Annotated in this window: 21 protein-coding genes; 14 read left to right on the top strand and 7 right to left on the bottom strand. The window is 62.4% G+C overall.

What is annotated here, in order from left to right:
• A complete protein-coding gene (locus A8G00_RS07930; RefSeq protein WP_017183057.1) occupies positions 1-1,083 on the top strand; it encodes a glycosyltransferase family 4 protein in 1,083 nt (360 codons plus the stop codon).
• Here the strand turns inward: A8G00_RS07930 and A8G00_RS07925 are convergent.
• Positions 1,055-1,900 (bottom strand): hypothetical protein, encoded by an 846-nt coding sequence (locus tag A8G00_RS07925; RefSeq protein WP_010335866.1) that lies wholly within the window; start codon positions 1,898-1,900, stop codon positions 1,055-1,057. The two genes, A8G00_RS07930 and A8G00_RS07925, sit on opposite strands and share 29 nt — an antisense overlap.
• 650 nt (positions 1,901-2,550) lie before the next feature.
• On the opposite strand from A8G00_RS07925, the gene A8G00_RS07920 reads away from it, so the two are divergent.
• From A8G00_RS07920 to A8G00_RS07910, 3 genes are all read left to right on the top strand, one after another.
• Positions 2,551-3,480 (top strand): DUF2493 domain-containing protein, encoded by a 930-nt coding sequence (locus A8G00_RS07920; protein WP_103000441.1) that lies wholly within the window; start codon positions 2,551-2,553, stop codon positions 3,478-3,480.
• Between the two features lie 122 nt (positions 3,481-3,602).
• Complete coding sequence (locus A8G00_RS07915) at positions 3,603-4,238, top strand: hypothetical protein (protein WP_103000483.1); 636 nt, start codon at positions 3,603-3,605, stop codon at positions 4,236-4,238.
• 433 nt (positions 4,239-4,671) lie between these two features.
• Complete coding sequence (locus A8G00_RS07910) at positions 4,672-5,079, top strand: single-stranded DNA-binding protein (protein WP_007682669.1); 408 nt, start codon at positions 4,672-4,674, stop codon at positions 5,077-5,079.
• A 75-nt stretch (positions 5,080-5,154) separates the two neighbouring features.
• Here the strand turns inward: A8G00_RS07910 and A8G00_RS07905 are convergent, their stop codons facing one another.
• Positions 5,155-5,589 (bottom strand): thermonuclease family protein, encoded by a 435-nt coding sequence (locus A8G00_RS07905; protein ID WP_103000482.1) that lies wholly within the window; start codon positions 5,587-5,589, stop codon positions 5,155-5,157.
• Positions 5,590-5,894: 305 nt separating this feature from the next.
• Here A8G00_RS07905 and A8G00_RS07900 point away from each other — a divergent pair, with 305 nt between their 5' ends.
• Together A8G00_RS07900 and A8G00_RS07895 are read left to right on the top strand one after the other, a co-directional pair.
• Positions 5,895-6,059 carry a hypothetical protein gene (locus A8G00_RS07900; protein ID WP_007682673.1) on the top strand — a complete coding sequence of 55 codons (165 nt, stop codon included), beginning with the start codon at positions 5,895-5,897 and terminating at the stop codon, positions 6,057-6,059.
• A 93-nt stretch (positions 6,060-6,152) separates the two neighbouring features.
• Positions 6,153-6,674: a hypothetical protein gene (locus A8G00_RS07895; protein WP_103000440.1), complete on the top strand. Its 522-nt coding sequence runs from the start codon at positions 6,153-6,155 to the stop codon at positions 6,672-6,674.
• Between the two features lie 139 nt (positions 6,675-6,813).
• On the opposite strand, the gene A8G00_RS07890 is transcribed toward A8G00_RS07895, so the two are convergent.
• From A8G00_RS07890 to A8G00_RS07880, 3 genes are all read right to left on the bottom strand, one after another.
• Positions 6,814-10,533: an AAA family ATPase gene (locus A8G00_RS07890; RefSeq protein ID WP_103000439.1), complete on the bottom strand. Its 3,720-nt coding sequence runs from the start codon at positions 10,531-10,533 to the stop codon at positions 6,814-6,816.
• A gap of 117 nt (positions 10,534-10,650) precedes the next feature.
• Entirely contained in the window at positions 10,651-12,411 is a 1,761-nt protein-coding gene (locus A8G00_RS07885) for a hypothetical protein (protein ID WP_253257943.1), read from the bottom strand.
• Positions 12,408-15,521, bottom strand: coding sequence for a helicase-related protein (locus A8G00_RS07880; protein ID WP_103000437.1), 3,114 nt, complete (start codon positions 15,519-15,521; stop codon positions 12,408-12,410). Before A8G00_RS07880 ends, A8G00_RS07885 begins: the two co-directional genes overlap by 4 nt.
• 503 nt (positions 15,522-16,024) lie before the next feature.
• Here A8G00_RS07880 and A8G00_RS07875 point away from each other — a divergent pair.
• From A8G00_RS07875 to A8G00_RS07850, 7 genes are all read left to right on the top strand, one after another.
• Positions 16,025-16,417, top strand: coding sequence for a DUF3768 domain-containing protein (locus A8G00_RS07875; protein ID WP_172451809.1), 393 nt, complete (start codon positions 16,025-16,027; stop codon positions 16,415-16,417).
• Between the two features lie 186 nt (positions 16,418-16,603).
• On the top strand, positions 16,604-16,780 hold the full coding sequence (locus tag A8G00_RS25080) for a hypothetical protein (protein ID WP_020820482.1): 177 nt from the start codon (positions 16,604-16,606) through the stop codon (positions 16,778-16,780).
• Between the two features lie 13 nt (positions 16,781-16,793).
• Complete coding sequence (locus tag A8G00_RS07870) at positions 16,794-17,558, top strand: ParA family protein (RefSeq protein WP_103000435.1); 765 nt, start codon at positions 16,794-16,796, stop codon at positions 17,556-17,558.
• On the top strand, positions 17,558-18,490 hold the full coding sequence (locus A8G00_RS07865) for a ParB/RepB/Spo0J family partition protein (RefSeq protein WP_103000434.1): 933 nt from the start codon (positions 17,558-17,560) through the stop codon (positions 18,488-18,490). The genes A8G00_RS07870 and A8G00_RS07865 overlap by 1 nt, the downstream gene beginning before the upstream one ends.
• 250 nt (positions 18,491-18,740) lie before the next feature.
• Entirely contained in the window at positions 18,741-19,277 is a 537-nt protein-coding gene (locus A8G00_RS07860) for a plasmid mobilization relaxosome protein MobC (RefSeq protein WP_103000433.1), read from the top strand.
• On the top strand, positions 19,270-20,376 hold the full coding sequence (locus A8G00_RS07855) for a relaxase/mobilization nuclease domain-containing protein (protein ID WP_103000432.1): 1,107 nt from the start codon (positions 19,270-19,272) through the stop codon (positions 20,374-20,376). The genes A8G00_RS07860 and A8G00_RS07855 overlap by 8 nt, the downstream gene beginning before the upstream one ends.
• A 139-nt stretch (positions 20,377-20,515) precedes the next feature.
• Positions 20,516-21,148, top strand: a complete 633-nt coding sequence (locus A8G00_RS07850; protein WP_103000431.1) for a DUF6088 family protein — start codon at positions 20,516-20,518, stop codon at positions 21,146-21,148.
• On the opposite strand, the gene A8G00_RS07845 is transcribed toward A8G00_RS07850, so the two are convergent.
• Positions 21,128-21,784 (bottom strand): hypothetical protein, encoded by a 657-nt coding sequence (locus tag A8G00_RS07845; RefSeq protein WP_253257942.1) that lies wholly within the window; start codon positions 21,782-21,784, stop codon positions 21,128-21,130. The genes A8G00_RS07850 and A8G00_RS07845 overlap by 21 nt on opposite strands.
• 143 nt (positions 21,785-21,927) lie before the next feature.
• Between A8G00_RS07845 and A8G00_RS07840 the strand changes: the two genes are divergently transcribed.
• On the top strand, positions 21,928-22,197 hold the full coding sequence (locus A8G00_RS07840) for a hypothetical protein (protein WP_253257941.1): 270 nt from the start codon (positions 21,928-21,930) through the stop codon (positions 22,195-22,197).
• A gap of 118 nt (positions 22,198-22,315) precedes the next feature.
• On the opposite strand, the gene A8G00_RS07835 is transcribed toward A8G00_RS07840, so the two are convergent.
• On the bottom strand, positions 22,316-22,845 hold a 530-nt coding region (locus A8G00_RS07835), incomplete at its 5' end, for an IS30 family transposase (RefSeq protein ID WP_253257940.1).

The following is a 22,845-nucleotide window of genomic DNA, read 5'->3' as shown; positions in this document are numbered from 1 at the left end:
ATGCGCATTGCCTATGTCATCAATTCGGTCGAAGGCGGCGGCGCTGCGCAGCCCGTGCCCGCCATAGCCGACGTGCTGCGCGCCGGCGGCGCGCAGGTGCGGTTGTTCGCGCTTCGGCCAAGCGACAGGCGCGGCTTGCCCGCGATTATCGAGGCGGGGCTGCTTCCGCGCGTTCGGGAAGGCGGGACAGGCGATCATCTGGCGGCCGCCTTGTGGCTACGGCGGGAACTGATGGACTGGGGCGCGACCCATATCTGGACGTCGCTCAGCCGTGCCACGATCCTTGGTCTCATTATCGGGCCTTCCCTCGGACTTCCGGTCGTCTGCTGGCAGCATGCTGCCTTCCTCAAGCCCTGGAATGAAAGGCTGATGCGCCTCCTGGCGCCCAGGGCGGCTTTGTGGGTGGGGGATTCGCAGTCCGTCACCGATCTGACGCAGCATCGACTCCAGGTTCCGGACGAGCGGCTACGCTGCTGGCCCATCTACGCCGTCGATCCAGCCATGCCGCAGGCATCCCCATGGCAGGCCGGCGAGCCGATCCGCATCGGTTCTTTGGGACGGCTTCATCGGGTCAAGGGCTATGACATCTTGATCGCGGCCCTGGCGCAAATCAAGGCTCGGGGCCTTGCCACGCCTCCATTCTCGCTGGCGATCGCGGGTGAGGGGAGCGAGCGCGGTCGCCTGGAGATGCTGGCTCGCAACGCAGGGGTCGATGTCGAATTCGCCGGATTTACCGATGCCCCCAAGAGCTTCCTCGCCGGACTGCATCTCTATGTTCAGCCGTCACGATCCGAAGGCTTTTGCATCGCCGCGCATGAGGCGATGGCGGCCGGGCTGCCGGTGATCGCTTCAGCGGTCGGGGAAATGCCCTATTCGATCATGCCGGGCGTCAGCGGCCTGACCTGCGCACCGGCAGATACTGATGCTCTCGCCCATGCGCTGGAGACCCTGCTTGCTACGCCTTCAAGGCTTGAAGAAATGGGGCAGGCCGCACGAAACCTGGTGAACCAGCGCTACTCAAGAGAGCGTTTCGAAAGAACAGGTACAGCCATTCTCACCCATATCCGCCAAGCGCACGCCTGATTTCCAGCGCCAGCCCGCGTGCGGATCGGTCGATCCGCTTCACATCGACCAGGCTGATCTCCCCGCATGCGGTCAGGCTGTGCATGCCGTCCCGATAGGCGCCGGCGGACAATGGGACCGGCATGGCGTCGCCGGCTTTCGCGCTGAAATTCGCCTCATCCAGCCTGTCGATCCAGAGAGGACGGATGGCTCCGCCATAGGTGCTGCTGCAGTCTTGGACCGGCAGAACGACATGTCCGGACAGGATCTGGGGCGAGCCACCAGGGCGCGATGATGTCACATCGACGCGCACGGGATTGCGCGGATGCACGATCCAGGGGCCCGCCAGGCGCTCGGCCCAGGCGATATGAAGCTGCGATATCTTTGTCTGCTTTGAGGTGGCCGGCGAATAAAAGAGCCACCAGCGGTCTTGATGATGGAGGATCGTTGCATCGACCGGAACGCAGTCCAGTGCGATGCGCAGTTCCGGCCGCCAGTCAGCCAGGCCGCCATGGTCGCGATAAAGCGTCAGCGCGCCCGATCGATGCGCCTCGGGCAGCATCCAGGTCGCACCTTCGCCGGCGAAAATCTGGGGGTAGGACAGGTGCCAGGGCTCACTCAGGCAAAGGCGCCGTTCGACAACCGACAGATGCTCATCGAGCGACAGGCGCATGATCGTGCCATGACGATGGCGATAATCATAATGCTCGGCAAAGATGTGAAGCGTTCCGTCCGCACCTCTCCATCCGAATGGATCGGCAAGAAACTGGAATGCCGGCTCCTCCGGGAGCCATGTCAACGCGCTATCGATCCGGCCCGATGCGATGATTGCAGCCATCGGCTGATGGACGATCCCGCATCTCCATATGTCTTTGCGCCGGGGCATGACTTGCTATGCACATCGGTCCAATATTCCGCTACCCCCTTGCTCTGGGATGATGGCCATGCTCGACGGCAATCGCACGCTTCGTGCCTCGATGATTTCCCACCCGGAACCGGACTGGCAGCTAGTGCATCTCGGCCGACGAGAAGCTGCCATTCCGCAATCGGCCATCCCTCGCATTCCGGGAAACGATCATCAGTGCTTCAGGAACGGCAGGTGTTGGACGGGAACCTGCCGTTCCCGGCGCAGCTCGCGAACGTCGGTTTTGTCCCAAGCTCTGCCTGTTCGGGAGGCGTCGATCATGATGCGACGAGATCCAGCATCCGAGATTTGACACGATCGCTGGAAAATCGCTGCTCCTTGATTCCATGAAGCCTCAGCCCCTCGCCAGAGGATGCGCATGCTTGGGCCATCGCGCTGGCTGCCGCAACCCGGGGCCAATCCGGCCGTGTTGGCGCTTGCGCGCCTGCCCGCTCCACCCGGCATTGTCCCGGGTTTCCCTTGGGCTTTGCCCGGCGGTGCTGCCGCCGCTTCCTTCGATGGCCCGGAGGCTGCGCATCCGGCGGATGGGCCGCCGGCCCCAAGTGGAACGAAAGGCAAAGCTCATGACCAGCACTCTCTCGGCGATACTCTCCGCCCTCGAACTCGGTCATCTTGATCACACCAGCGACCTGCGCACCCTGGAGGCGCCGCCCCCCGCCGAAGCCATGGAACAAACCGTCAGCGCTGTCTGGAGCGATCTTTTCGTGCTTTTTCCCTTTAGTGCGCTCGAGCGCGACATCGAGGATCTGGGCTGGGGCCTGGTCAATCTCTTCCACCGCGCCGCCGCCAAGAAGCACCAGATGATCGACCGGCTGACGGACGAAATTCGGCTTCTGCTCGCCGAGCAGGATGGCTCGGAAGTCGCGACCGCCGACCTTGAGGACAAGATCGATCTCGCCCGCAAGATCGAGCAGTCCGCCGAGGCCTATGAGACGATGCGCGACACGGCGGCCCGCCATTATCTGCACGAGACGGGCCGTTCCTGGGTGCCGGCGTCGGGCAATCGCATTTCGCTCGGCACGACCGCGGCGATCGTCGATGGCCGGTCCTATCTCCAGGCGCGGCGAGAACGGGTGCGCGATGCCAATATGGTCCATGGCACGCCCGTGATCTTCGCCGGCGGGCGGCTGCGTTTCGCCAGCGACGACGACGCCAAGCAGTTCGCGGATAACCTGCTGCGAACGCTCAATGCTGTCCGCGAGCGGGTGGGCGACATGTATCTCGTCCATGGCGGTGACATGAAAGGCATTGAGCGCCTGGCCGCGTCTTGGGCCGAGCAGAACGGTATCCAGCAGCTGCGGTTCGGGCTCGATCGCAAGCTTGGCGATCGCGCCGGGTTCCGCCGCAATGAGCAGATGCTATCGGTCAAGCCGCGCTACGTCATCGCCTTTCAAGGCAATGGTGTCACCGAAAGGCTGGTGATCGAAGCCAAGGCGCGCGGCATCCACGTCGTTGATCGCCGCGGACCGCTGGGCACACCGCCAGCGTCGTGACCCTGCGGCTGATCCGCCGCGCCGGCCGCTTCGGCGGCCGGCTTTCCCCGTTTCGAAATGCTGCGAATGCCGGAGGGGAGGATGGCAGGGCGGGTGCGTCCTGTTTCCCGGAGGTTTGCATCATGTTCATGCCCGATCATCCCACGGCGCGCGCACTCCTTGCCTTTCGCGCGGCGCATGGCCACCGCTGGAAAGCGAAGCTGCTATTCTTGTGGTCGACCGGCCGCGACGTCGAAGAGGCCAATGGCGCCTGCCTGCGCCAGTTGCGCAACCAAGGCGGCCCGGCATGGCTCGGCCAGCTGTCGCCACGCCGCTGGCGCGCGATCGAGAGATTGGCGGAGCCCAGCGATCGGCAGACCGCCTCGATCTTCCTTGATCGCGCGCGCGAGTTTCACGAAGGGGCACGCTTTGGAGCCACCGTTGCTCTTGCTCCCGCGCTGCACCTACTGGCGATATCCTGCGAGCTGGGGCTCAAAGCCTATCTTATGAGCTGGGTCTGGTCGCACGAGGAGGTCGCGCGCGATATTCGTCACGACCTCATCGCCGCCTTCGACGAAGCGCGGCGGCTTGGCCTCCCGTCCCCTGGCCGTATTCTCGTCGATTTGCTTACAAGCCTCGGTCCCGCCTATGCCGGGCATCGTATCGACGCGCTGGTGGCGGATGGTTATGTTTGCGATTTCGCGGCCGTGCTGCGCGCGATGGGCTCGCTCCTCGATGCCGTGGCGGCCGGACTGAGCCTGCCGATGCCGACGCCGTAACTGCGCCTTCTTGCCCGTCCCCTAGCATGAGCATGCCATGGTTTGGGTTCCGCCGGACGGCGGCGCGGGACATGGTCCGTTCCGCCGCGCGGCTTGGGCGGCGGGCGGGGCAAAGTCGAGCTTGAGGTTCGCCAAGGCGTTGGACCGGCGTGGCCCTATAGGTCGGGGATGCCTGTGATCACCAAGGAGGGGTTCCTGGCACGGCCAAGCGACGAGCCGTCCTTCTCCTCATCTGACCCCTAAGTCGGCCGTCCGGCCCATCCAACCCGCGATCCTTCGGGCCGAGTTGCCGTGTGCCACGGCTGCCCGCACCACCCCTTGTCTCGGGGTTTCCCGGCGCTGCGCCTGCCGGTGGATGATCCGTCCTGTCCGCCTTGGCCGGGGATCAGTCGAAGGGACGGTCCCTTGGACCCAGTTCGAAGGAACTCCAGCCATGCAGAATCTCGTCATCCTCGCCGGCAATGTCGGCGCCACGCCCGAAGCCCGCACCACCCAGGGCGGCACCCGCATCACGCATTTCAGCCTCGCCACCTCGCGTCCGAAGCGCGACAGCAACGGCAAGATCCTCCGCGACGACAACAACCGCCGGCTCGAGGATACCGAATGGCACCGGATCACCTGCTTCAACGGGGTCGGCAAGACGGTCGAGCAGTATGTCGACAAAGGCATGAAGGTCATGGTCCGGGGCCGCATTCACTACACCCGCTGGACCGACAACGAGAATATCGAGCGCTACGGCGTCGAGATCATCGCCGATGAGGTGACCTTCCTCACCCGCGCCAAGGCGAATGACAATGCAGGCGGCGGCCACGAGCCCGAGGACGATGAAATCCCTTTCTGAAATCGGTCCCATCAGGCCCGGCGGCGTCGCCGCCGGGCCTATTTCCCTGCTCGGGTGGGAAAGGAGGCAAGCGGATCAGCGGGATCGGCATCGCCCTTGGGCATAGCGATCCCAGCGCAGCACGGTGCCGGTGCGGATCATGGCGCAGCTTAAGTCGCCGATAGAGGGCGCGGCGCACCAGGCGCCGGTCCTGTTGCCGCGTGCGTTGCCGGTTGAAAGGCAGCGCATGGTGGGACCATCGACCATAATGTGGCCCGAGCTGGTGCGCCCCTGTGCGCCGCCGAGCAGATTAACAAGAGCGTTACGGGCGGCGAGGGCGCTCGCCTCGGGGCAGGGCTGACCTGGCCGGCAACTCCCGTCCATCTCTCGCGCGGCAATTCCGGCGAGACGGACATGCATGCCTTCGCGGCACCAGATCGGCCCGTCTCCGTCCCAGACGCGCGTCGGCGTGCAGGTGAAGACCTGGCCATCGGGAATTACGGTGGCGGCAAGCAGGAGTGCGAACAGCATCGCGGCGACGCTAGCCCAGCGGCGCGTGCTTGTCATGGGTATGCCATCGTCGGACCGGCGGGGCGGGGTGACCGCCTGGGCAAAAGTCGGCGGGATCATGGGGGCCTGGCCGGCGGGTCCACCCGCTCTCAATCGGGCGCAATCCTTGGTCCGACCAGCGGCCTATTGCGATCAACCCGCAAGAGGTCCGGTCGCTGCGCTACGGCTTTTTGGGCTGCGCCAAAAAAGTGATCGCGGCCGCCGGCCGGACACATCGGGCGCCAGTTGAGCGGGACGGACCCGCCGGCGCGCAAAGGAGCCCCGACATGTTCACCGACATCGCAACCGCTCGTCGTCACGCCTTCAGTCTCTCGCGCAGCCTCATGGTGGTCACCTTCGTCATCGCGATCGGGCAGCAATATGGGGTCATCACCGCAGAGGATGCGGACGGCAGCGTTGCCCTGGTGGCCGAATATGATCCATTCGCCTGATGGCGCTTCCGGGAGCCTACGGCTCCCGGCTTTGCCATGGAGGGCGTGTCATTGATTCAACGAAAATAAAGGCGGCAGCGCTAGGCGTTTGGCATGGATGACGGTGCGCCAATCGAAATTGCTAACGATGATCCCTTGTGGAACCAGACGATCCAAGATGTGAACGCGTGGCGCGGCGCGTGTTTGCAGCATTTCTCGGCGGCTGAAGCGGCCGTCACCGAAACGCTGCTCCTTCTCAAGGCCATGCCAGGTAGAGGGGAGACAGTACGGCTGCGGCATTTGATCGGTCAGCGGTTCGATGACCTCAGCAAACTTATCGAGGCAGAAGGCGCTTTCGCTCAAGAAGGCAAGGCGGCCGCCAAGGCCCTTTCGGATCTCCGCACACTCGAGGGCCTACGGTCGTTTCTTGCCCATGGTCAGGCCAAGATCGCGCTCGAGCGAACCGGAAAATGGATCGTGATCTTGCGCCATGTCTCGATCCGCGGGCAGCAGGCTGAACGCCTGATGCTGCTTTTCGAGCAAGCCGAAGCCGAAGAACGTCTCACCGATCTGAAACGGAAAAGTCAGAAGCTGTGCTCTGTTCTCGGCAATTTCCGGCGAACCGTGAAGAGCTGAACGGGCGGCTCCGGCGATGCCGGACCGGGCTCTAGGCTTCGCCCTGAGCCTTGGATTTCCAAGTCTCAGCCCATTCGGGTGACGATCCCTGCCGTGAGCGGTGCGTCGGGGTAGGCCGCGCACCGCTCGTGCGGCGTCGTCATGTACCAAAGAGGCGCTCGGCGAGATCATGGATTGCCTGACTATCAAAGCCGGAATCCTTGGTCTCCTCAGTCACGATCAGCCGGCCGGATGGATTGCTGTCGTTCCAAACGCTGATGCCTTGGGCCGCATACCAGCTTAATTTCTGTGTCCAGCGCTCGACATAGTCCGCTTTATCCATCAGGCCGCAATGCTCCCAGTACCAGGTATCCTGCTCGTGCTCGATGGTGAAATCCGGGAGACGATAGCCGCCAGCACCATCGGTGAGCGGCTTCTCGAAGCTGTATCGAATCTTGCCCGCTTGCTCGAGTGCGTAGAGTGTATCGGCGATCAGTATTTCCGATTTGGAGCTGACGAGATCCCCGCGACGTGTTGCGTGAATGAGCTTGGCGGCCAGCCAGCCCCAGCGGACACCGCCGACATCCTGGACCGACAGATGACGCATGTCAGGCGCGCCGAACAGATTGGTGGACCGCCTGGCGGTCTCGGAGAAGAATTCCGATCGCAGTTTACGGTAGTGGCTGAAGGCACCCTGATGCAGAATCCAGACACGGCTTCGCTGACGGGTGAGCGCGGTATATAGCATCTCGCGGGTCAGCAGATTGCTGCTGCGCGGAAGGACGAGGATCACCGCGCCGAATTCCGATCCCTGTGCCTTGTGCACGGTAACGGCATAGGCGAGCTCGAGGTAGGGGCTGCCTTCTTCTGAAAAATCGCCCGGTTTGAAGCTGAAGCTTTCGCCGCTCTGCGAGGCGAACTCGACCTTCGTCCAATAGAGCTTGTGCTTGCCGGCATCGCCATTGACGATGCCAACTTCCCCATTTGCGAGATAGCCGGCGCGCTGACCAGCCTCTCTGTTCCATCGCTTACGCGAATGGTTGCGCAAGCACATGACCTTGTCGCCATAGGTAATTTGATCGGCACCTCGCGGCGGGATCATCCTCCAACCCCTTCCCCAGCGCTGCGCGGATGCCAGTCGCTCGGCACGCACCGTCTGTTTGATCAGACGATTAATCTCGGCCGATCCGCTTGCCATGTTCCTGTGGGCAGAGAGGATTTGCCAAGCCTCGGCCTTCTCGCCGCACCCTTCGTTGAAATATATGAAATCGCCGCTTCCGGTGCCGCCTAACGACAGCTCGACCTGTCGTTCCAGATCCTCACCGGCTGAACCCAATTCCTCCGCGAGGACGTCGATGATCCGTTCGCGCAGATCGCCAGGCGTATCCCAAGAACGGAATTTCAGACGTGCGGAGTCCGCTGGGGTCTGGCCAGCGGAAATCACCGCATCCTCACCTGGTGGTAGCGGTTTACCGGAGAAGAGGTTGGCCAGCTGGACATCGGGCAGCGACAGAGCGGGAACAAGTCCGCCTTCGGACTGGCGACGGCTGACGGTGAGCCGCGCCAAGCCCACGCCGTCGTGCGCATCGAGATGATTGATGATGTCGACGAAAGGCCGCCCGGCCCCAATGGGCGGAAGCTGTTGCGGATCGCCGACGAGAATAAGGCGTGCGGCCTTTGGCAGGGCGCTGCAAAGCGACGCGAGCTGATCTTCCGTCAGCATCGATGACTCATCGACAACGCATGTCGTTACATCAGCCGTCGCTCCATCGGTTCGCACCAGATAGCGCGCGGTCTCGCCGTCGTAGCGTCCGAATTCGTTGAGGAATTGCGCGAGCGTTCGCGCCTGTTCCGGCCTGCCAGTCTGTTGGCCCAGCCTCACGCGGGCTTTGCCGGTCGGAGCAAGGAGCAAAATATCCCGGCCCACCACCTTCTCCTGATCAAGAAAGATCTTGAGCAGCGTTGTCTTGCCGGTGCCGGCAGGCCCGGTAAGGACCGCAATTTTCGACTGCTCAAGAATTTCGAGCGCCAGGACTTTCTCGTTTTGTGCGGCCTGCTCATCCTCATCTCCGGCCACCGGGTCACCGAACTTGGCGGTGACTAGGCTTGGCCAGTCTACGCTGGCGGCCGTCCCGGCCTTGAGGCGGGCTTGGACATGGGACGCGATGACGTCGCGCGCCTCATCATAACGGCTGAGCTGCGCGAATAGTGTCCCTTCATAGTCAAGAACGCAGATCGCGTCCTCGAACTCTTCCCGGCACAGATCGAGTGTCGGCCCATCAATCGTGACGGTTCGGGACAAGGGCAATTCGGCCACTGCGGTCGAGAGAATTTCGGCGCTGAGCAACGTGTGTCCCTGCAGCGCAGCCTGTTCCAATGCCTTAATGACGATGGCCCTGAGCCGCAGGGGATGATCGGCTTCGTCCAGATCGATTTCGCATTCGCGAGGAAGTGCTGGCTTGGCAGCGGTTTTCTCCGATGGGAAGAGACCACGATCAATGGTCGTCAGGCTGACCGGATTAGAGGACAGGCGCGTATCCTCGAAGATCAAATAGGGGTTGGCCAGTACGGCCAATATGTCAGGCCGGGCATATGCCGTTTGCGCTTGCTCCTTTGTCAGCTCGAAGCAGGAGAGTAGGCGCATCAGATCATAGCGATCGGGTTCTTGCTCCCTGAGCCGTTTGAAGCGCTTCGATTGCATCGACGAGATTTTCGGAGCGCGGACCGGGGGTGTGCGCGCACCAGCGAAAATGGCTTCGACGGCGGGCCACGGATCTTCGCCTTCCTCAAGCTCGGAGGCGAGCGCCAGCGCAAACAAAGTGCCGTTGAACTTCGGGTCGAAGCAGGAAAGCGCGCTGCCCAGTCCTGGCGCCGAGCCCTGCATGGTCCATAGGCGGCTCAGTTCGCTATCGATCCAGGCGAGATAATTAGCCCAAGGCCCGGGCAGTACCTTTGATGCGGCGTCAATTGCCGTCCGCACAGCCTGCAGCGCAGTAATCGCGCTGCCATGCGTCACATGCTCGCTGGCATAGAGAAACTGCTCATAGCCCTCGCTCGGCACTTCAGCGACAAATTCGGTAAGGTCGATGTCGTCTGTTTTGGCGGCCGCTTCGATCAGTTCGTGATAGGGAAGGACGACACCTCCTGTCCAAAAGCCCGGGTTTTCGGGATCAGGGCGCAAGGAATGCTGAAAAGGCCGCTCCCACACCATGGACCGGATACGGCCTGCGGCCTTGCCCCCATCATAAGGATATTCATCGACTTTCCCGGTCGTGCTCAGCCGCGCAACGGCGACGATCTGGCGGGCCTGGCTTTCGGCCATCGGCGTTTGACGCGCATAGAAAAAGACTAGGGATTCGCCGTCTTCGAGCAGCGAGTGAAACCCTTCGAGCAAGCTCCGTTGATTATCACATTCCTGAACCCAAGGGGTGTCGACGATCAGTTGGGGCGCTTTGCCCTCCTGCGGCTCGCGCGATACGTCTGCATCAAGGCCAAGGTCTTCGGACAGCTGCCAGGCATGCTCCCGCAGCATCCATTTGAAGGGCGTGAGTACGCCACCGTAGGCCGGTACATGGACCGGCGTGGGCAGGATGTGCTCATGATCCTTGCTATAGTTGGAATAGTCCAACCGGCTCCTGTGAATGAACGGTTGCGGAGACAGGAAAGTCCCGCGCTCCGCGAGACAGGGCGGCATCTGTTCGAGCTCGGCGAACGCGGTGCCTGCGGACTGCGTCTCGAATTCATCGTCGCGATTTTGCGCGGTCCTGCGCACAGCAAGGCATGCGGAATTGCCCTTGGGATCCTTGCAGACTCGGCCGTTCCACTTGCTGTCATGCCAAGGAACGCGAACTGACACATGCCGTAAAGCCGCTTGACTCATGATACCCCTATTTCCCCCGAGCACTCGATCTCTAGTTCATCTACCGGTTTGATTATTTGGCGCAATTTGAGTGTCGCAAACTAGCCCTCGATCACAGCCCATCGCGTAAGCTTGGCATTATGTCATCTCCGGGCCGATAAAGCTGGGCTCAGCCCGATGGGTGGGCGTGATGGATGGGACTTGCGATGGCAACCTGATCTCAGGGAGATCGGGCAGATCTCGGGTTAGGCCATAGGCGAGTAGCAGCCGCGATCGATCGCACGACATGTCGGTCATTGCCCGCGGCGGGAGCGGGTGGATCGTCGCGGCTGCGCCCAACACCCGTTCCGTCGGCATTTCAGCGATGAAACGGTCATGGACCTGCGTCTTGCTGCCACCTCCCGTCACCAGCAATTGTACCGGCTTTCTGCGATAGGCGGCATGGAAGCCGTCCTGGGCGCGTTCGGGTGAGCGCGCCCGGCCATAGACGATCTCGAATTCATGATCGCATGCGCGCTTGAAATCTTCAGCACTCAGCTGCTGGTCAAGCGCGCTGTCCAGCGCGGCTGCGCCGAGGAGTTCGACTGCGGCTGAGAACACCGCGATGCTTTCGCGCCCCACGAGATTGAATGCGACGATATCGAGTGTCGACGCCCCGACATCGACAAGCATGTGGGAACCTGGTTGGGAGGTCGGTGCGAAAGCATAGCCTGCAATCGCCGCCGTCAATTCCGGCACCAGGTAGAAGCCTTCGGGCAATCGGTCCGGCGATCGAGAATGGGTCTGCCGGACGAGGTCGGGGGTCAATCGTGATGCGAAAGGGGCCAGTTCCAAGGCTGCGGCAACGATCCGTTTGAAGATCGAGAAGGATCTGGCATCGTCGTGCGCGGCAACGGGGATACCGATATTCACGGCCATGAACTGGACCGCGCCCGCCGAACCGAGCGGCTTCGCCTGCCTGTACCATCCGAAAAAATGCGCGAAATGGAGGGCGAGAAAAGCCGCCGCCGCCTCGACGCGGGTGAGGTTGACGTCGGGCCTCACCAGCTCGCCGCCATGCGCTCCGATGATCCCGGTTTTGAAGCCCTCCAGCGTTACCGCACCAGGTATGGGGTAAAGTGAAAGACGGCCGGTTTTGGGGGCAAGCCACAAGGCGGTTTGCCAAAGATAAGGATGGCCGAAGGACTGTAGGCCTTCGGGCGCTGGCATGGCCTTGGTCGGGTTATCCGCATGATAGGGCTGGCTCACGGCCAGCTTGACCGAACTCGTTCCAAAATCGAAGCCGACGATGAAGCCATCGTCTAGGTCGGGCTGGAGATTTTCCGCGAGCTGCGCCGCGCCATCAACAATTGCGCGTTCGATGGCCGCCTGGTTCTGGGGCGTGATCGAAACCGGACGTGGCTCGATCATTGGCGTGGTGTTGCTCACCGCCGCAATGACCTCGCGGAATATCTTCTCCCGTGAGGGGGCAGGCTTTGCCGCGGCGGGAGTTGGCTTCTTCTCCGCGGCGGCCCGCTCGGCTTCCAGGATGGCCTGATAGGCGGCCTTCATGCCTGGGCCTTTGAGGATGATTTTCTTCGGGCCTTTGGGCTTGGGTTGTGGCTGGGCCTTCTTGCCTTTTTTCCTCCCTGCTTTGTGAACGGGTTCGTGCGCTCGCTTGCCCACCTCGCTCCGCGCCGGAAAAGACGAGGGGGACGGGCTCACTTTCTCGATGCTCTGCCCTGCCGCCCGTTTCGCGAGCATTTGCTGTTCGAGCTCGATAAAGTCACCGCCCGCGGTCTGGGGCTTGCGATCAGGGCTTCGGGATGAAGCATTTGTTCCAGCCAGGGCTGTGCGCAGATCCATGAGGGCGGAAGCGGCATCAGCCAAGCTTGCAAAGCCCTTGCCCTTTCTGCTCATACGCCGCCCTCCGCGACCTCGACTACTGCAATACCGACGAGCATCGGCTCATCAAAGCTCAGGTCATTTTCCTTGCGGTTTATTTGCTCCAGCTTGATATCCATCCGGGCGAGAAAGGCATTCAGCTTGCCCTGGATGGCGTATGTGATGTTCATTTTCTTGGCGCTGCCCGAGGCGCGCAATTCGCGGATCTGGGTTTCGGCCCTGCTTTTCTCTCGTTCCTTGTGCTGGGTGATGAGCGCGCGCTGAGTGGCGACGTCGTCATAGTGCCGGGCGGCTTCCGCCCCTTCGAAATCGGTTCGGCGTTCCTTGAGCGCCGGCATAAGGTGCGATTCCATCACATCGGCGACATGGGGTAGATCGGCCGGTTCGAGATGTTGGAGCTGAGGGGCGCTGGCCAGCGATTCCATCAGCACTTGCTCGACGGCATCCTCGTCCAAGCTTGCGCCGGTGGCGAAATCGACACCGGCGAATGACAGGCGGTCGATAGGCAGAAGGCCATCAATCGACCAACGCTCGACTGCCACGACATATCGGCCCGGCGCCAGAGGCCAATGGGGCTGATGAGGCACGCGATATGCGGTTGCCGGCCGGGGAGCGACGCCGACCTGACGATTATCAAGGAGCTGGGCGCAAAAGCGCGCCAGCGGATGGGTCATCGGAATGGCTTCCAGATTGCGATGGCGGATCGGATCGGGGTTGCTGCCGAAAACCGCTTTGACGCCGCTCGCAGCGTCGCGAGAAAAACGGGTCGGATAGCGCCTGGCGTTCAGGTTTCGGAAATGCCCGAATTCGGCTTGCGCTCTTGGCGACAGGCGGATGTCATACGCTTCGATATCAATTCCGTTGATCGGCTCGAAACGCGTGCCCTCGAACGTATTGACCAGAATGCCGGCGATATAATCGCGCAGATCGCTTTCGGTCAGCCGCTTATGCGGTGCGTAGGCTTCCTTGACCTTCTGAAGGATACTGTCGCCATGCGCCACGAGCCCAGGCGCTTCGCGCTCGAGCTCCTCTGCCTGCATCTTCCTCTGCTCGGCAGCCTGGATAGAGCGGTCGAATTCGCGTGCCCGTGCCTCTGGAGAAAGCTCGGGGTTGGTCAGGATGAATTCGATGTCGCGGATTATCTCGCCCAGGATGGGTTCGAAGTCGCCGAGTGTCTCCTGGATGATCCCCAGCCTCAGATAGAGCCGGTCATAGACCTGCTCTTCGATCGTTTCAGCGGCGATCAGATTGATGATGTCGATTGATGGTGATCGCTGCCCGATACGGTCGATACGACCGATCCGCTGCTCCACCTTCATGGGATTCCAGGGCAGGTCCCAATTGATCAGAATGCGGCAGAATTGAAGATCGAGGCCTTCACCGCCGACCTCGGACGTCAGCAGGATCGTGCCTGCGGGAGCGTCGGCAAAACGCGAGACGATTTCCTGGCGGTCGGCTTTGACGCCGCCATGGAGTTCCATGATCGCAAAGCCGGCGGCCTGGAGCTTCGCTGCGAGATAGCTGATCGTGCGGCGAAAGCTCGAGAAGACGATGAACTTTTGATCGGGATCCCGCTCGCGCAACTGGCATAGCCAATCGAGCAGCTTTGCAAGCTTGGTATCGGCGGCTTCCAGTTCCGCTAGAACGGCGGGATCATCGCAGATTTCGCCAAGCGCGCTAATCAGCGGGCCTGGCAACGCTCCAGGGGGTGATGCATCGTCCTCCTCGTCTAGCGTGAGGTAGCCGCTGCGCTCGCCCCAATGGCGATAGGCAGTGGCCAGGCTCGAGGCGAGGAGTCGCTGGGTTTGGGCGAGCAGGAACCGCTCGTTGATGTCGTTGGCAAAGGCATATGCCTCGATGCGCTGTGTCGCCCGTTGATAGAAGGCGTCCTCCGCCTCATTCATCGGCCATTTTACCGTCTGGGGGCGGCGCTCGACCTTGAATTCGGCAACATCGCGCCGTCGCGTGCGATTGATCGTGGATCCCAGCAGCGACATCTCTTCGATCCGCGCTGCCAATTTCACGCGGTTTGCCGGGGAATCGACGATGCCTTTTTCGAACTCTTCGCGCAGGCGTTTCAGCCGTTCGCCGGTCTTGAGAACTCGCCCCTCGGGGAGATCCCCGACGAGCTTCGCCAATTCGTGCATCGGCACGCGAGTATCGCGTGCCGCTTCCCAAGCCCGCACCAGCGGGACATTTTCTTCCTGGAGGATGTCGAAGAGATATTCGCGTTCGAATGTGTCCGGATCGATGAGCTTCAAGAGCGCGCGCAGGTCGTTGGCGCGCAGATTGATCGGGGTGGCCGAAAGAAACAGCGAATAATCGCTCACATCGGTCACAAGCTTTGCCAGCTTATGGTTCATCGTCTCGGCATTGCGCAGATGATGCGCCTCATCGAAGATCGCGAGATCGAACAAATCCTGAGCCGAATCATTGAGCAACCGCGCGAGGTCTGCGCGCGCACCCGAGGCGGGCTCGTCGGGATCGTCCCATCCGCGCGGCGGACGGACGGCGGAGAGCGATGCGATGACCTGAAAACCCTCGCGACGCTCCTGGTCGTCACGCAGCGTGTCGAGCAACTCGGCGGCACCGCAGATACGCGCGTCGACATTGAATTTGTTGCGCAGCTCAGCCCGCCATTTTTCGACGAGCGGCTTAGGGCAGACCACCAGCAGTCGACGGCAATCGTGATTCCGCGCCACCAGCTCTGTCCAGATGAGCCCCGCTTCGATGGTTTTACCGAGACCGACTTCATCGGCGATGAGCAAGCCACGAGAAGGCGCGTTCAGGAGCTTGAGGACCGGCTTGAACTGGTAAGCGTGAAACTCGGTGTTCGTCGCGCCCATGCTGTAGATCATGTCGGCAAGGCGGCCCGTCATGCGCAGATGGGTCAGAGCGCGTCGCAAATCGGTTGGGGCGGAGAGCTTGCCGTTTCGCAGATCCACGAGCGCATCGGGGGCGGCCAGGACATGTTCGAGCTGGTTTGCCGGCAGACTTCGGCGGCCTGTCGGAAGCTCAATCTGAAAGAAGGTGCGTCCTGCTCGTTCTTCGGGCGGCCGGTCGGTTACGACACCGACAACCGCCGGATCGTTTTTCAATCGTACCCGCTCGCCTGCCTCGAACATAGTGAAACTTCCCCCCTCACAGGATGATCAATAGAAAGCCGACAGCGTCAAGTGTCAGGCGAATGTTAAATCATTAAAAATCTGCGCCATTCACTTTGGTAGATGCTGGAATTGACAGATGTGCGCCGCCCTCTCTTGCGACGGGCGGAAGTAACTTCCCGGACCGTTCGAGCATGCAGGAAATTCATCGAGTCGATCCTTCCTCGTCCTAGGCGGGGCTATTATAGCTTGCAGGGGTGACAAATTCTGTCGTGGTCAATAGTCGGCTTGGCGACGGTCAGCGTCTGCAAACTGGGTGCGATACCCGGGGAGGAGCAACGCCATCTGGTTCCTTGTTCCGTTGTCGGCTTCCTGGTCGGCGCGCGGGGCCGAGCAAGCCCGCATAGCGGGCTTCTCCACTGCGTTGCGACCCTCCGGGTGCACGACCCCGCTATGACGCCGCCCTTGGGGCGCCTGTCGGAAGGCCCCGATGGGCGGGGCTGATCCAGACCGGAGTCACAGCCATGTCGCAGCCTTCCCAACAATCGGCAGACCGAGCCGAGCGGATCGATCGCATCGCCGCACTGAATGACAGCCTGCGGAGATCTATTTACAGCCCTGGCAGAAACCAGATCGTCATGACCGCGGGCGTTGTCGCGCTGGTCGGTGACGTGTCCCTTTTTCGCGGATTTCGCAGACGCGCCGAGATCCTTCGCACGGTGCGAAACTATGACAGTTTCAATTCCGACAACGATCCATTGGGCGAGCATGATTTTGGTCGCTTCGAATATGAGAGCGCCGTTCTCTATTGGAAGATCGACTATTACGATCTCGAGCTTGCCTGGGGCTCACCCGATCCGGCCAATCCCGACGTCACCACTCGGGTTCTGACGATCCTACTCGCCGAGGAATATTGATCGGCACGGCCATCCCCCTGACCGGGGGGATGGCCGTGAAAAGTCTGCTTGAGCAGACTGCGCGCGAAAGATCTCCAAGCGCCGAGCGCGTTTGAGGAGGGGAGGGCGCACCGGAGCGTCGCCCCCGTGCGGCCGGTGCAAAGCTGTGAACCGGCACGGGATCAGACCATTTGAGGAGCTACCGTCATGTCCGCCTATTTCGCCGCGCATCCCGATCACGCGATCCTCTTTGCGTTCGGCTGTTTTGCGCTCACCGTCTATCTCTTCCGCTATGTCGGTCCCGGCATCGGCGGTGGCGGCGACTGGTCATCGCGTGACCATTATGAGCGCAATCTGCGCGACGGTCCGGACGACTATTGCTGAGCTGGCCGCGCCAATGAGAACGATCGCTGTGAGCCTTCTCAAGGGCGGGGTAGGCAAGACCTTTCTCGCCACGCACCTCGCCTGGTATCTGGCCGAAGCGGCAGGGCGCCGGGTCGTGTTCGTCGACCTAGACCCGCAAGGCAGTTCGTCGCGCCGTCTGGCCGGCGAGCGGCCGGGTGGCTTCGCGGCCGATCTCTTCGATCCGTCGGCGGCGTTTGCCGCCGACGGCCAGACCGGACTGACGTTGCTCGCCGCCGACCAGCGTCTGCAGATGATCAAGGCAGCGCAGGATGTGCGCGACTTTCTCGGCCGCTTTCCTGCGCTCGCGCCCCATTTCGACCTGTGCGTGATTGATACCGGTCCCAAATGGGACGAGCTGACCTTGAGCGCTCTCGCGGTCGCCGACGCAGTGATCGCGCCCGTCCAGGTCGCCGAAGATTCGGTCGAGTGCGCCAAGATGCTGCTGACCGCGCTGCGCAAGGCCGAGGCGGCGAGGGCAGGGCGCAAGATCGATTTCCTCGGATTGCTACCATCGATGGTCAACCCGTTCGACCGGCGCGAAATAGACAATGCCGTCAAGCTCGCCCACGCGGTGGGCGAGCGGCTGATGTTCCCGGCCTTTATCAAGGCGCGACCGACCTACAAGCATGCCGCGGAAAATCATCGGCCGGTCTGGATGGAGGGTGGTGGCGGCGCCAAGGCGGCGGCCGAGGAAATTCGGCCGATCCTCGCCGAGATCGAACGGCGGCTCGGTTCAGCGCCAGCGGCCGCCACCTGATGGGTAAGTTCGACGAACGCATCGAGGAGTTCGGCCTGCTCGTCGGCGCGCATGAAACAGCGCGCCGGGTCGAGGAAATCCCTCTGGATCGAGTCATCCCCGACCCCGGCAATCCCCGGCGCAGTTTCGACGATGACGCCTTGGCCGAGCTTGCGGCCTCCATAGCGGCCCGCGGGGTCTTGCAGCCGATCACGGTTGCGCCCGCCGACGCCGCCGGCTTGCATCGCATCCGTTTGGGCGAGCGGCGTTTTCGTGCCTCCGAGCTCGCGGGCCTGGTGACGATCCCGGCGATCGTCGTGGCCGAGGGGGAGGGAACCCATCTGCTCGCCGATCAGATCGTTGAGAACGATCAGCGTGCGAACCTTTCTTCGGTCGAGCTCGCTCATGCGATTGCCCGTATGCTCAAGGGCGGCATGAGCCAGGTCGAAATCGCCGCTGCGCTGGGCCGCTCCAAGCAGTTCGTCTCGCTCTATGCAGCCTATGGTGACATGCCTGCCTATCTCAGGGAGGTGCTCCCGCGCGCGCCGATCCGGCTGCTCTATGACCTGCATCGCACAGCCAGGTATTATCCTGCGGAAGTCGAGGCCTATGTGGGCGCCTGGGATGAGAGCGGCGCGACATTGGCGGAAGGCGCGCGGTTCATTGCCGGGCTGAAGAGTAAGACGGACGTTCCCAGCATTGAGGCAGCGCCGATGCAGGCTGCGGCGGTGACCGTCGCCCGTCCCCAACCTCGGGCAGGGACTGAGCCAGTCGCGCGACCAGGGGAGCAAACGCCAGAGGCCAGCCTTGCCGTTGAAGTCGATGGCCGTCCCGCGCGTCTTGTCCTTGGCCCGCGTGTTGTCGTGATCTTCGGCGATGGTTCCCGGCAAGAGATCGCGGCCGAACGACTTTGCGCCGTGTCTGAGGGACGCCCCGACGCCGCGATGCTCTGACCCTCTTCCTCCGCGTTCGCATATCCTGTTCGCGTGTATGTCGCCGCGCCCCTTTCGGGGTGCGGCCTTTTCCGTAGGTCCGAGCTGGGGCGGCACCGTTGGCGCCGCCCTTCGTGGATCAGGCGTGAATGATAGGCGCATTTTGCCAAGAATGGTCGAAGTCTGCTCAAGCAGACTATCAGATGAGTTGAGTGAAGGTGAGGGCCGGATAGGCGTGACGCCGGGGATGTATGACAATAGCCTTTGATGCATGCCCGTCTTCACCTTCCGTCTCGACGATGAAGTCGCCCAGCGCTTCGATGCTGTGGCGGAGAGCGCCGGCGGCCGCTCGGCTTTGCTGCGGCGCCTCGTCATGACTGCAGTGGACGCGGAGGAGGGCGGGACGCCGGGACCAGTTCGCCGGCGGGAGCGAGCAACACGGCGGTTTGAGATCCGGCTGAGCGATGCGGAAATTGCCGCGCTGGATGCCGAGGCCGATGCTTTGGGTATGAAGCGAACCGACTGGGTGACGAGGCTGGTGCGCTGCCGGCTGCATTCGGCGGCACCGCTGCCGCTTGAAGAACGGGCGGCAGTGGCCCAGGCGTGGCGCGAGCTCAACCGGATCGGCATCAATCTAAATCAGGCGACGCGGGCGCTCAACGCATCGGTGATGGTCGAATCCGGGCTCGATGTCGCGCGCGAGGCGGCGCGGGTGGCAAGCTTTCGGACGGAAATCCGGATGGCGCTTGCCGGTCTCGGCACCGCGCTCAAGGGCGATCTTGCCTATTGGGATAGCCTCGATGCTTGAGGAGGAGGGCATCCTGCCGCTGCCCAGCCTCATGGAGGCATGGCGGCCGCCCACCGGCGGTAAACGGACACTGCGGGGGGCCTATGTCCGCATCGGACGAGGCGCACCGGGCCGGGGAGGGCAGGGGCGGTCCGTGCCGCTGAGCCAGGCCGAGGCTCGGGCCAAGCTCGAGCGGATCGTGCGCAAGGCCCCGGAGGTCATGGTCAAGGTCTCGGGCAAGCAATATGGCGCGCATCATCTATCCGAGCATTTCGGCTATGTTGCGCGGCACGGGAAGCTTGCGGTGCGCTCGAGCGAAGGCGAGATCATCGATGATCCTAAACGGCTGAAGGAGATCGCGCAGGACTGGGCCATGCTCGACGAGGCGATGAACGAGCATGGTCGCGATCGGCCGACCTCGCTGTCACTCGTCCTCTCCATGCCCGGCGGTTCGACCGATCCCGAGACGCTGCAGGATGCCGCCCAGGCGTTCGCCCGGATCCTGTTCGAGGACAATCACGCCTATATGCTGGCGCTCCATACCGATACCGATCATCCGCACATCCATCTGACGGTGGCCACCGAAGGTGCGGACGGCACGCGGTTAAATCCGCGCAAGGCCGACCTCCATCATATGAGAGAGACATTCGCGCATGAGCTACGGGCGCGCGGCATCGCGGCTGAGGCGACGCCCAGACGCGCACGCGGTCACGTTCAAAAGCGTCTGCGCTCAGCAGCGCTGCATCTCGATGCTCGGATCGGTCAGGAGGGGCGCCGGCTCAATATGGATGAACTCAACGTTTTGCGCGCTCGGGCCTTTGTGCGCGCGCGCGACGAGGAACGGCGGCCGCAAGACGTGATGGCGCTGGTTCGCCAGAAGCAGATACGCGGTGCTTATGCGGAGGCGGCGGTGGCGCTGGCACGTACCGGCGAGCCCGACGACCAGGCGCTTTCCGACGAAATTGCGGGTTTCCTGGCGGCTATGCCGCCGGCGGTCTCCCGACGTCTGGCCCTGGCTCGCGAGATGATGCAGGGGCGGCAAGCGACACAGCCGGCGCGCGAGCTGGAGGGTGGAGCTGGTCCCGAGCGGCCAGCGCCGGAGCGTGGGCGGGAGCGTTGATTCGCATGGGGCGGTTGATCTTGCGAAGGGATGCTCCCACTACCATGTGCTAGAATGTCTTGGAAAGTCGAGGGAACTGGCGCCTTCTGTGGTCATGGCTTGTTAGAAAAAACCATGCTACTATCTAACAGGCAGGAGCATGGACATGTCTGCGGTGGCTGATCGGATTATGAAGCGTGTGCGCGGCAAGGGCCGTGGCTGGGTGTTTACGCCCAAGCAGTTCGTCGACTTCGGCACGCGCGGCTCGGTCGACATGGCGCTGTCGCGTCTCGCGCATGCCGGTGACATCCGTCGGATCGGCCGTGGTCTCTACGACTATCCCCGCCAGCATGACAAGCTTGGTGCCCTGAGCCCGGATCCCGGGCAGGTGGCCCAGGCGCTCTCCGCGCAGAGCGGCGATGCGCTCGCGCCGTCGGGAGCGGCGGCGGCCAATAGCTTTGGTCTCTCGACACAGGTGCCCGCCCGGGCGAGCTACGCCACCAGCGGTCGCACCCGCACCGCCAAGGCTGGCGGCCGCAGCGTTACCTTGAAGCACAGCCGCGCGCCGGTGCTCGACGCGCCGGAGTCTGTGAATGCGATCGTCCAGGCGCTCGCACATCTAGGGAAGGGCAATATCGACGCGGATGCGATCGGGCGCTTCGCCGCGCGCCTCGACGATGCCGATACGCGCGCGCTTGTCGCGGCCCGCTCGGCCATGCCGGGCTGGATGGGCGACATTGTCCTCAAGATCCAGGCGTCGCGGAGAGATAGGTCATGCAGGGAGAAAGGGTAGCGCCGCTGGCGCCACCAGCAAATCTCCAGATGCAGGGTCGGGCACAAGGATAGGGACGGCCGGATAAAGTGTCGGCCATGTCGAATACTTGGCGATCCATGTCGCGGCGCTTGGAGACAGCCAGCCCGTCAAGGTCGTGATACTCGCATAGCGCTGCGCAAGCGGAAGCGCGATGATGGGTTCATAGTGGGCGACGCGGTTGCGCAATATACGCAGGTCGCGCAAGTCCCGCGCGATCAAACCGCGCTGTACGCCTTTGGCCTGAAAGATGGGTCGCAGGCTTTGCCAGAGGTGGTGTGACTTGGGGCCGAAGAGTGACGCCCAGAAGCCGAAGTTCAGCTCCGCTACGATCTGCGGACGGGTCGCTGCCTTCCCGTCTTTCTGCAGCGTTTGCCGTGCTTTTGCGATTGCGCCCGTCTGATAGTTCGTCACAAGGATCGCAGGATCGTCGATCCAGGCGGCGCCATGTTGGGCCGCAAGCCGCGCGTCCGCCATGTTACGCAGCACGACCTCGAGCATGTGTAGAGGGCCATAGAGGGCTGCGGAAAGCTGCACATTATAGGTGTACAGGCGCTCTGCGAGCGTCTGATCGGCTCCGGCCCACTTCAGATAAGTGTCGAAGCGGTCAGCGGACAAGGCATGAACGAATGTTGGCACGGGAACCTTTTCACTTGATTTTTAGGCACCCCTGCGCCATATGAACTGGGTATCCCCCGGCGGTCCCTGCTTTGCAAACCGTCGGGGCACTTTATTTCTAGACATCGTCGATTCGATCTTCAATGCCGTTGCTGGAGCAGCGCAGCGTGAATGAACTCGCGCGCCGCCGGCATGCGAGGAGATTTTGCGTGATCACATCGAAATACATCCCATGGGACTCGATTGGCGCGATGCCCGACGACCGAAAAGAGGGTCGCCTCATGCTGCTCTGGGAAGGAGATCGCCCCGTAATCGGCCGATGGGATGACGGGCGTAAGGGATGGGAAGATCCGGAAGGCATGCACCTTTTCGAGGAGATCACCGATTGGGCGGATATCAATTCACCGGAATGACCCTTGCTCTTTCGGATGATAAATGATTGATAGGCGGTTTCGATTTGAAGCGCGACATCCGACGTGACGCGTAGCATTTCATCCGGGGTGGGGCGAGCCCCACCCCGGATGGCAAAATTTATCCGGCCTTGAGGATGGCGATTTGCTCTCCCAAAACCTCCTGCGGGGTGCGGTAGCCCAGGCACTTGCGAGGGGTGCTGTTGAGGCGGTCGGCGACGGCCTGGATCTCTTTGTCCGACAGCAGCGCAAGGTCGGTGTTGGAGGGTAGGAAGCGCCGTATCCGCCCATTGCAATTTTCCACGCCGCCTTTCTGCCAGGGTGCTGACGGCAGGCAAAAATAACTGGTGATGCCGAGCCTGTTTCGCAGTGTCGCAAAGGCGGCAAATTCTGTGCCTCGATCGAAGGTGATGCTTCGTCGGAGGGAAGGGGGCAGAGCATGCAGATGCCGATCAATGCCGGCCATGACACCGGCGGAATGCCGGCTCGGATTACGCGCGAGGAAGGTGAAACGGCTGCGGCGCTCGACCTGATCTGCCCCCCGCTGAGCGGCCCAGAGACTATGATAGTCTGGACCACGAAAGGGACGATGAATGCCGAGCAAGAAGCACAAGCCGGAAGAGATTATCGGCAAGCTGCGTGAAGTTGAGA

Origin of the sequence: Sphingobium sp. SA916, assembly GCF_002894065.1 — a bacterium.
GTDB classification, from domain to species: domain Bacteria; phylum Pseudomonadota; class Alphaproteobacteria; order Sphingomonadales; family Sphingomonadaceae; genus Sphingobium; species Sphingobium fuliginis.
The sequence above is the reverse complement of the archived record's forward strand: the minus strand, read 5'-3'. Positions and strand labels throughout refer to the sequence as shown.